General features: G+C 73.3%; 6 protein-coding genes, 1 pseudogene and 1 riboswitch. Of the genes and pseudogenes, 4 read left to right on the top strand and 3 right to left on the bottom strand.

The window, feature by feature from the left end:
• Nucleotides 1-2,124 (bottom strand): heavy metal translocating P-type ATPase, encoded by a 2,124-nt coding sequence (locus tag EAD98_RS25490; protein ID WP_121656522.1) that lies wholly within the window; start codon nucleotides 2,122-2,124, stop codon nucleotides 1-3.
• A 311-nt stretch (nucleotides 2,125-2,435) separates the two neighbouring features.
• On the opposite strand from EAD98_RS25490, the gene EAD98_RS25495 reads away from it, so the two are divergent.
• Both EAD98_RS25495 and EAD98_RS25500 read left to right on the top strand, forming a co-directional pair.
• The gene (locus tag EAD98_RS25495; protein ID WP_121656523.1) at nucleotides 2,436-3,812 is read left to right on the top strand and encodes a YibE/F family protein; all 1,377 of its coding nucleotides are present in this window, start codon (nucleotides 2,436-2,438) and stop codon (nucleotides 3,810-3,812) included.
• Between the two features lie 166 nt (nucleotides 3,813-3,978).
• Nucleotides 3,979-4,109, top strand: a riboswitch (cyclic di-AMP (ydaO/yuaA leader).
• A 4-nt stretch (nucleotides 4,110-4,113) separates the two neighbouring features.
• Nucleotides 4,114-5,133: a hypothetical protein gene (locus EAD98_RS25500; protein ID WP_121656524.1), complete on the top strand. Its 1,020-nt coding sequence runs from the start codon at nucleotides 4,114-4,116 to the stop codon at nucleotides 5,131-5,133.
• Nucleotides 5,134-5,191: 58 nt separating this feature from the next.
• On the opposite strand, the gene EAD98_RS25505 is transcribed toward EAD98_RS25500, so the two are convergent.
• Nucleotides 5,192-5,902, bottom strand: a complete 711-nt coding sequence (locus EAD98_RS25505; RefSeq protein ID WP_233583970.1) for a carbonic anhydrase — start codon at nucleotides 5,900-5,902, stop codon at nucleotides 5,192-5,194.
• A 202-nt stretch (nucleotides 5,903-6,104) separates the two neighbouring features.
• On the opposite strand from EAD98_RS25505, the gene EAD98_RS25510 reads away from it, so the two are divergent.
• Together EAD98_RS25510 and mycP are read left to right on the top strand one after the other, a co-directional pair.
• The gene (locus EAD98_RS25510; protein ID WP_121656525.1) at nucleotides 6,105-6,443 is read left to right on the top strand and encodes a helix-turn-helix domain-containing protein; all 339 of its coding nucleotides are present in this window, start codon (nucleotides 6,105-6,107) and stop codon (nucleotides 6,441-6,443) included.
• Between the two features lie 50 nt (nucleotides 6,444-6,493).
• The gene (gene mycP, locus EAD98_RS25515; RefSeq protein WP_233578666.1) at nucleotides 6,494-7,735 is read left to right on the top strand and encodes a type VII secretion-associated serine protease mycosin; all 1,242 of its coding nucleotides are present in this window, start codon (nucleotides 6,494-6,496) and stop codon (nucleotides 7,733-7,735) included.
• A gap of 96 nt (nucleotides 7,736-7,831) precedes the next feature.
• On the opposite strand, the pseudogene EAD98_RS31695 reads toward mycP, so the two are convergent.
• A pseudogene (locus tag EAD98_RS31695) lies at nucleotides 7,832-8,038 on the bottom strand (hypothetical protein); the annotation flags it as partial.

Consider the following 8,038-nt stretch of genomic DNA (forward strand, 5'->3'; position numbering starts at 1 on the left):
TCAGTCCGGCTCCGGGTCGAGGCGTACCCCGCGCAGCAACTGGGCGTTGAGCGCCACCACGATGGTGGACGCGGACATCAGCACCGCGGCCAGCGCCGGGCTCAACGCCACCCCGGCCCACGCCAGCACCCCGGCCGCCAGTGGCAGCGCCACCACGTTGTAGCCCGCCGCCCAGGCCAGGTTCTGGCGCATCTTGCGGTACGACGCCCGGGAGAGCCGGGCCACGGCGCCGACCCCGCGCGGGTCCGACGAGGCCAGCACCACCCCGGCGGACTCGATCGCCACGTCGGTGCCCGCGCCGATCGCGATACCCACGTCGGCGCGCGCCAACGCCGGCGCGTCGTTCACCCCGTCGCCGATCATCGCCACGGTCAGTCCCCGCCGCTGAAGCTCGGCCACCCGGCCGTCCTTCTCCGCCGGCAACACCTCGGCGAAGACCTCGTCGACGCCGGGCCGGAAGCCCAGGTCGGCGGCGACCGCCTCGGCCACCGGCCGGGCGTCACCGGTGATCATGGCGATGGTGCGGACACCCGCCGCGCGCAGCTCGACGATGGCCCGCCGGGCCTCCGGACGTACCTCGTCGGTCAGCGCGAACGCACCGAGCAGGGCGCCCGGCAGCCGCACCAGGTACAGCACCGCGGCGCCCCGCGCCGACCACCGGCCGATCGGCGCGTCCAGCTCGGCCGGGAGCGACAGGCCCAGCTCCCGCAGCAACGTCGGCCCACCCACCGCGTACTCCGTACCGTCGACAAAGGCCTGCACGCCGCGGCCCGGCAGCGACCGGAACCCGGTGGCCGGGGCGACGTCCCCGGCCGCCGCCACGATCGCCCGGGCCAGCGGATGCTCGCTGTCCGACTCCACACCAGCCGCGATCCGCAGCACCTCGTCCCGTCCCACGCCGGACGCGGTCACCAGGTCGGTGACCGCGTGCTCGCCCCGGGTCAGCGTGCCGGTCTTGTCGAACAGCACCGCGTCGACGGTCCGCATCCGCTCCAGCGCCAACCGGTCCTTGACCAGGATGCCGGACCGCGCGGCCAGCGCGGTGGAGAGCGCGACGACCAGCGGAATCGCCAGCCCGAGCGCGTGCGGGCAGGCGATCACCAGGACGGTGACCGCGCGGACCACCGCCTCGTCGGGCCGGCCGAGCACGGTCCAGACCAGCACGGTCAGCACGGCCGTGCCGGTTGCCAGGTAGAACAGCGCGGCGGCGAACCGGTCCGCCAGCAGTTGGGCCCGCCCGCCGGAGCGCTGCGCCTGCGCGACCATCCGCTGGATGCCGGCGAGCGCGGTCTGTTCACCCAACGCCTCGACGCGCACCCGGATCGCCGAGTCGGTGGCGACGGTGCCGGCCACCACCCGGTCCCCTGCCGACCGGGCGACCGGACGCGACTCGCCGGTGATCATCGACTCGTCCAGCTCGGCGCCACCGTCGACGATCCGACCGTCCGCCGGAACCCGCCCACCCGGCCGGACCAGCACCACGTCACCCACCCGCAGCTCGGCCACCGGCACCGGCTCGATCCGCCCGTCCGCCGTCACCCGCTCGGCGTCGTCGGGCAGCAACGCGGCCAGCGCCGCGAGCGCGCCTCTGGCCTGACCGATCGCCTTCATCTCCTGCCAGTGCCCGAGCAGCATGATGGTGACCAGCGCGGCCAGCTCCCACCAGAAATCCAGGTCGAAGGCACCCGCACTGGTGGCCAGTGATGCGGTGTAGGCGACGGTGATCGCCATCGCGACCAGCAGCATCATGCCCGGCGCCCGATCGCGGACCTCGCGGACCGCACCCACCAGGAACGGCCAGCCGCCCCACCAGAACACCACCGAGCCGAGCACGGGCCCGACCCAGGACCGGCCCGGGACGTCCAGGTCGAGACCGAGCCGGTCCAGCACCAGGTGACTGGTCAACACCACCGGCACGGTGAGCGCCAGGCAGATCCAGAACCGGCGGCGGAACATCGCCGGATCGTGCCCCGCATGCTTGTCGTGCCCGCCGCGCTTGTCGTGCCCGCCGTGCTTGTCGTGCCCCGCGTGCTTGTCGTGCCCGCCGTGCTGCTGCGGCCCGCCGTCGGCGTGTCGCTGGTCGCCGGCAGGACGATCGGGGTCGGGCGGTGACGGAGCGGGCATGACTCCAACATGCCGCGCCGGAAACCGCCACGCGGGCGGTTCGACCACTCCGACACTCCGCCACGACCTGCGTCCCCGGGTCGGGCTGGTTAGCATTCCGACGATGGCCCTCCGGAACCCGCTACGCGCCCGGGCAGAGATGCCGCCCCGGTGCGGCGTCGCCGTCCGCCGACCGGGCCGAGCGCTCACCGTTCGTGATCACGCGGTCGCCATCCAGCGATTCGGCGCGCTCGTCGCCGCTTTCCCGCCGCGGCGCTGAACCGACCAGCCCGCCGGCACGTACCCCGCACCGGATCGTTGGGAGTCTCGCATTGGGTTCCGACCACACCCGTTCCGCTCCGTCCGCCCCGCCCCGGGTGCGACGGATCCTCTTCGCGACGGTGGTGCCCCTCTTCGTCGCGACCGTGCTCGCAGCGGTGGTGCTCTGGCCGCGCGACGGGTCACCGCAGACCGACGGTGGAGCGAACGTGCCGCGCTACCACGGCACGGTGACCCGGGTGGTGACCGAGCCGTGCCCACCGGCAGCTTCGAGCCCCGAGGGCACACCGGGGGTCGGGGACGGGCCGTGCGGCACGGTGGACGTGCGGGTGAACGACGGGCCGGCCTCCGGCCAGCAGATCCAGACACCGGTGCCGGCCGGACCGGGCGCTCCCCGGGTCGAGGTCGACGACGAGGTCATCCTGGTCGAGCTGACCGACCCGACCGACCCCACGGCCAGCAGTTGGAACATCGCCGAACACCAGCGCGGCGCGCCGCTGCTGTGGCTGGCGGTGATCTTCGCCGCCGCGATCGTCGCGTTCGGCCGGTGGCGTGGTCTGGCCGCGCTGGCGGGGTTGACCGCCAGCTTCGCCATCCTGCTCACCTTCGTGCTGCCCGGTATCGGCGCGGGCCGGTCACCGCTGCTGGTCGCTGTGGTCGGCGCCGCGCTGATCATGTTCGTGGTGCTCTACCTGACCCACGGAGTCAGCGCGCAGACCTCGGTCGCGGTGCTCGGCACCCTGGGCAGCCTGGTACTCACCGGCGTACTGGCCACCATCGTCACCGCCGCCACCCACCTCACCGGCTTCGGCAGCGAGGACGCCACCACCCTGTCGATGTTCCAGGCCGACGTCGACCTGCACGGCCTGCTGCTCGCCGGGATCATCATCGGCTCGCTCGGGGTGCTCGACGACGTGACGGTCACCCAGGCGGCCACCGTGACCGAGCTGGCCAACGCCAACCCCGGGCTGACCCGGTTGCAGCTCTACCGGGCGGCGACCCGGGTCGGCCGGGCGCACATCGCGTCCACCGTCAACACCATCGTGCTGGCGTACGCGGGCGCCTCCCTACCGCTGCTGCTCCTGCTCACCGCCGACTCGCGGCCGATCGGGCAGATCCTGACCAGCGAGTTCCTGGCGCAGGAGATCGTCCGCAGCGCGGTCGCCACGCTCGGGCTGATCGCCGCCGTGCCGCTCACCACCGGGCTGGCCGCGATGGTGACCGCAGCCGGCCGGCAGGGCGCCACGCCCACTGCGGCCACGCCCGCGCCGCGACCGCAGCCCGACCGCGCCGAGGCGCTGGCCGCACTGAGCTCCCCGCGTACGGGTCGACCCGACCCCACGTCGTCCGACCCGGCGCGGACCACACCCCCATCCCCCGCCACCGACCGGTGGCCAGATCCGAACAGGAGCACGGATACGGCATGGTGACACTCCTCAACGTGACCAGGCGGGGCGTTCGCCCTGAGAACCCCGTCACTGGTCACTCAACGCCATGGCGAAATGACGCTTTTAGTCGGTATCGGGGCGTAGCTCAGCCGGTGGGCTCTCGGGTAACCTCGCCGTCGGTTACCGATGAAGGCGCGAAGCGGCGCCTGCGGTACCACCGCCCAATCGCCAACCGGCGAGCCGGGAACCCAGGTACGTGGGGTGAATCCGCGACAGCGGTAGGGGCCACTTCCGCCCCGAACCCGTCAGCTAACCCGGTCGGCGGTCGACGGAAGGGAACATTGTGACGGCACCCCTACGCCGCTGGTTGACACCCGTGGTGGCCGTGATCGCCGCATTGACCGTGCTCGCCGGGCCGCTCCCGGCCCACGCCGCCCCGACGACCCCCACACCGTCCGGGCACGAGGAGGACGGCGAGCCCAAGCTGCTCACCGACGTCATCGAGCAGACCAACCGCAAGTACTCGGCGGCCAAGTCCAAACTGGACAAGTCCAAGAAGCGGCAGCTTGAGCTGGCGGTGGAGGTCACTCGGGCAAAGGCAGACCTGGACGCACTGGCACCGCAGGTCGGGCAGATCGCCTCCCAGTCGTACCGCACCGGCCGGATCGGGCCGATGGCGATGCTGCTGGAGAGCGAGGCCCCCGACTCCTTCGTCCAGCGCGCCGCCGCGCTCGACGAGATGAACATGGTCAACGAGAAGAAGCTCGCCGAGGTCAACGCGGTGAAGGAGCGTGCCGAGCAGGCCAAGCTGGCCCTCGACGCGGAGGTCCGCGAGCAGCAGAAGCAGACCGCCCTGATGGCCAAGGAGAAGCGCGACGCGGACAAGGCGCTCGCCCTGGTCGGTGGGAAGGGCTTCACCGGCGGGCTGGTGTCGGCCACCTCACCGGTCGCCCGGCTCGGCCCGGGCCGGACCGCCGACGGCGACTGGAAGCCCCAGTCGTGCAGCGAGAACGACCCGACCACGTCCGGCTGCGTCACGCCGCGCACGCTGCACGCCTACAAGGAGGTCAAGCGGGCCGGCTTCAACCGGTTCGTCGGCTGCTACCGCTCCGGCGGGCCGTGGGAGCACCCGAAGGGCCGCGCCTGCGACTGGTCGCTGCAGAAGAGCGGCTTCAGCCCGTGGCACAACGAGGACACCCGGACGTACGGCAACAACGTCGCGGCGTTCCTCATCCGCAACGCCGATCGGCTCGGCATCTACTACGTGATCTGGAACCGGCAGATCTGGTTCCCGGCGACCGGCTGGAAGTCGTACAGCGGGCCGTCGAACCACACCGACCACGTGCACATGTCGCTACTCTGACCCGCGCGCTCCTGTCCGAGGGCCGCCCCGCGTGACGCGGGACGGCCCTCGACGCGTTTCAGGCGGCCGGCGTGCCGGCGTCGATCGGCACATCGAGCGTCGCGGGCGGCACGGCGGCCACCGGACGCACCTCTCCGGCGGCGAGCCGGTACGACATCCCCACCACCGCGCACCGCCCCTGCGCGACCTCGTCGGCCAGCACGGGCGACTGCCCGAGCAGCGCCTCGACGGTCTGCGCGATGTGGATGTCGATGATGCCGTCGATGTCGTCCACCCCCTCGGCCGCGGCGCGGCGCAGGCTGGGCAGGACGGCGTCGACCACCGCGCGCAGGTGCCCCTGGGGCGGGGTGCCGGTGGCGGCCGACTGCCGGGCCGCCTGCACCGCACCGCACGAGTCGTGGCCGAGCACCACCACCAGCGGGGTGCCGAGCACGGTCACCGCGTACTCCACGCTGCCCAGCACCTCCGGGCCGGTGGTGTGCCCGGCGGTGCGGACCACGAACAGGTCACCCAGCCCACGATCGAAGATGATCTCGGCGGCCAACCGGGAGTCGGAGCAGCCGACGATCACCGCGAAGGGGTGCTGCCCGTCGGCCACCGCCGCACGGTGCCCGGCGTCCTGATTTGGGTGGCGCGGAATGCCGCTGACGAAGCGGCGGTTGCCGGCAGCCAGTTCGGCGTACGCCTGGGCCGGCACGGTCGGTGCTGACACCCGGTCGGCGGCCCGCTGCGGGCCCGGCTGCCCGCCGGGTGTACCGGGACGGCTCATCGCCCGCACCTCGTCTCCACGTGTTTTACCTGTTCAACCGAGCCTTCAGCGGGCTGGCTACAGGCGCTGACTCGGGCTCCACCGTCACACGCACCGCAAGATGCGTCAAGATATGCGTGATATAGATTTCATACGTTGGCCCCGGCCGGTCATCGGGCGACGCTTGAGGGCAGGGTCGACCAACGGGAGAGGCGGTCCCACGATGGCGAGCACGGCGACGGCGGCTGGCGGCACCGGCGGCCGGAACTGGACGTTCCTCACCAACCACGGGCACGTTCTGCTGGCCATCGGCCGCAACCCCACGGCGCGGCTGCGCGACGTGGCGGCCGAGGTCGGCGTGACCGAGCGGGCCGCGCAGGCGATCGTCGCCGACCTGGAGGCCGGCGGCTACCTGCACCGCACCCGGGTCGGGCGGCGCAACGAGTACACCCTCAACCCTGCCGGCCACTTCCGGCACCCCGCGGAGGCCGACCGCCAGGTCGGGGATCTGCTCGCGCTCTTCGCCGAGACACCCGCCCCGGAGGCCGCCCGCCCATCCTGACCGCCGTCGCCGGGCCGTTGCCCGCCAGCACACAGCGGTAATCTCTGCGGGTGCGCGAATGCCTGCCGTTGAGCGCGACCGACCCGTCCCGCCGTACCGGACGTGCCGTCCGTGCTGTCCTCAGTGGAACGCTGGCCGTCCTGCTCGGCGCCGCCCTGGTGGCCGTACCCTCCCCGGCCGTCGCGGCGCCCACCTGCGGCCCGGGTGGCGAGGACGCTTTACCGGAGATGCCTTGGGCGCTGCGCCGGTTGGACCCGGCCTCGGCGTGGCCGCTGTCCCGGGGCGCCGGCGTGACCGTGGCGGTCATCGACTCCGGCGTGTCCGCCACCCACCCCCTGCTCAAGGGCCAGGTGCTCGAAGGCCGGGACTTCAACGGCCTGCCGGCCAACAAGGGCCAGTGCGACCAGGCCGGGCACGGCACGATGGTCGCCGGCATCATCGCCGGCAAGGAAGGCACCGGCACGCCGTTCAGCGGCATCGCCCCGGCGGCCCGCATCCTGCCGGTCCGGGTGCTGCCGGACACCAAGGGCACCAACGACGAGGGGCTGCCCGCGCAGATCGCCGCGGCCATCGACTACGCCGTCGAGCAGGGCGCCGACGTGATCAACCTGTCCCTGGTGACGCTGCCCCGCCCCGAACTGGAGGAGGCGGTCAAGAACGCGCTCGCGAAGCGGGTAGTGCTGGTCGCCGCTGCCGGCAACCGGCAGGAGCAGCAGCAGGACAAGACTGGCTACCCGGCCGCGTACGACGGCGTGATCGCGGTCGCCGGCGTGAACGAGCAGGGCGGCCACGTCGACACCTCGGTGAGCGGCGCCTACGTCGACGTCGCCGCGCCGGGGTTGAACATCGTCGGCCCGGCCCCGCGCGGAGAGGGCTACCGCGCCGAGCCGACCGGCGGCACCAGCTTCGCCGCCGCGTACGTGTCAGGAGTGGCCGCGCTGGTCCGGGCCGCCCATCCGGACCTCGATCCGTACCAGGTCGCCGAGCGGCTGGAACGGACGGCGGACAACCCGCCGAACGGGCACAACGGGGAGGTCGGTTACGGAGTGGTCAACCCGTACCGAGCCGTGTCGAGCCTGCTCGGCACCCGCACCGATCCGCCCGCCGGCAAGCTCCCGGCGCCCGACCGGTCGGACGACCCGCTGAGCTGGCAACGCACCGTCGCGATCTGGGCCGCCGCGGTCGGCGGGCTGCTCGCCGTGCTGCTGCTGGCCGCCCGGCCGATCCTGATCCGAGGCCGCCGGCGCGGCTGGCGCCCGGGCCGGCGCACCGACTCGCCGGTCACCAACTGACCGACGCCGGTTGAGCGGGCCTGACACGGCCTCCAGTGGTCGTACGCACCACGGCACCGACGGGGCGTCCCCGCCGGTGCCGTGGTGTCCCGACGATCAGCGCAGGACGCCGGAAGTGCCGCCGCCGTCCGCGCCCCACACGTCCTCGTCCTCTTCCAGCCAGGTGTTGCGGGGAGCCTCCTCCTCGCCGTAGCCGGCGCCCGCACCGGCGCCCATCCCAGCCATCGCACCCGCGCCCCGGGCACCCGCGCCCCGGCCGCCGGCCCCGGCACCCGTCGCGCCCCGACCTGCGCCGGCCCGGCC

This window comes from Micromonospora sp. CV4, assembly GCF_003667455.1.
Lineage (GTDB): Bacteria > Actinomycetota > Actinomycetes > Mycobacteriales > Micromonosporaceae > Micromonospora.

Coding starts and splice junctions, on each gene's coding strand:
- EAD98_RS25490 (WP_121656522.1), bottom strand. CDS start 2,124: ATGCCCGCTCCGTCACCGCCCGACCCCGATCGTCCTGCCGGCGACCAG.
- EAD98_RS25505 (WP_233583970.1), bottom strand. CDS start 5,902: ATGAGCCGTCCCGGTACACCCGGCGGGCAGCCGGGCCCGCAGCGGGCC.
- EAD98_RS25510 (WP_121656525.1), top strand. CDS start 6,105: ATGGCGAGCACGGCGACGGCGGCTGGCGGCACCGGCGGCCGGAACTGG.